Below are 1379 nucleotides of genomic sequence, written 5' to 3' on the forward strand. Positions count from 1 at the left end.
AAATCGCCGAATCTGATGCATGGCTTTTAAAACTAAAAGGTGAAAATGCCACCGATAGTAGGGTGCAATCATTAGAAAGCAACAAAGATTATTTTGTAGAATATTCGAATACAAAAAAAACCTATATCAATATTCACAATGTATCAAGCAATACAAAATACTCTGATTTTGGAGGTTTTATTTATAATGATGAACTTTATTTTGCCTCGACCAAACCAAAGGCAAAAAGTGATAAAAAACTTTATAAATGGAATAAGCAACCGTTTTTAAACATCTATAAGGCAAAGCAAAAAAATATAGTATCTAAAAAAATGCTAGATTTAGAGAAATCAAAAATGCTTGAAGGATTAAGTTCAAAATACCATGAATCGAATATAATTATTACTAAAAATGGAAAAAAAGCCTATTTTACAAGAGATAATTACGATGGAAGAACATTAAAAGGCGATAAAGCACAAGTATCACATCTTAAAATTTACAGCGCCGATAAAATTGGTGATTTATGGGGGAATGTTCAAGAATTACCATTTAATAGCGATGCTTTTTCATGCGGTCATCCAGCGTTAAGCGTTGATGAAGAAACCTTATATTTTGTATCGGATATGCCCAACGGATTTGGAGGTACCGATATTTATAAAGCAAGAATTTTAGGCGATAATAACTTTGGAAAACCCATCAATTTAGGAAAAGAAATCAATACAGAAAGTAGAGAGATGTTTCCATTTATCGGAACAAATAATGAGTTGTATTTTTCATCAAACGGTCATTTAGGTTTAGGCGCTTTAGATGTTTTTGAAGCAAAATATATTGATGGAAAATATGCAAATCCTGTAAATTTAGGAAGCCCAATAAACAGTGCCTTTGACGATTTTTCATTTGTAATAAACAAAAAACATTCCCACGGATTTTTCTCATCAAACAGAAAAAATGGAAAAGGCGATGACGATATTTATAGCTTTATCATGTATCGATGTAAAGAAGATATTAAAGGAATCGTAAGCGATTCACGAACAGGCGAACCAATTGCTAATGCAGTCGTTCAATTAATGAATCCATCGGGAGAAGTGGTATCATCATTAAAAACAGGAAGATCGGGTTCTTATATTTTTGAACAAAAAGATTGCGAACAAAAATTTGTAGTTGTAGGATCAAAAGAAGGCTATAAAAATGCCAACAAACAAGCAGCAACCCTTGATGTAGATCAGCAAGATGTTGTTGTAAACCTAAAATTACAGTCATTAATTGTAGGGAATCAAATAGTAATCAACCCTATTTATTTTGATTTTGATTTGGCAAATATCCGTACAGATGCCGAATATGAACTAGAAGATATTGTAAGTGTAATGAACACCTATCCTGAATTGATCATCAAAATAGAG

1 protein-coding gene is annotated in these 1379 nt (G+C 31.7%); it reads left to right on the forward strand.

The window, feature by feature from the left end; translation table 11 throughout:
* Positions 1 to 1379: carboxypeptidase regulatory-like domain-containing protein (locus DPIF8902391_RS03710; protein WP_172505078.1), on the forward strand; the 1379-nt coding region annotated here is incomplete at both ends.

The sequence above is a fragment of the Tenacibaculum finnmarkense genomovar ulcerans genome, from assembly GCF_900239495.1.
GTDB lineage: Bacteria > Bacteroidota > Bacteroidia > Flavobacteriales > Flavobacteriaceae > Polaribacter > Polaribacter ulcerans.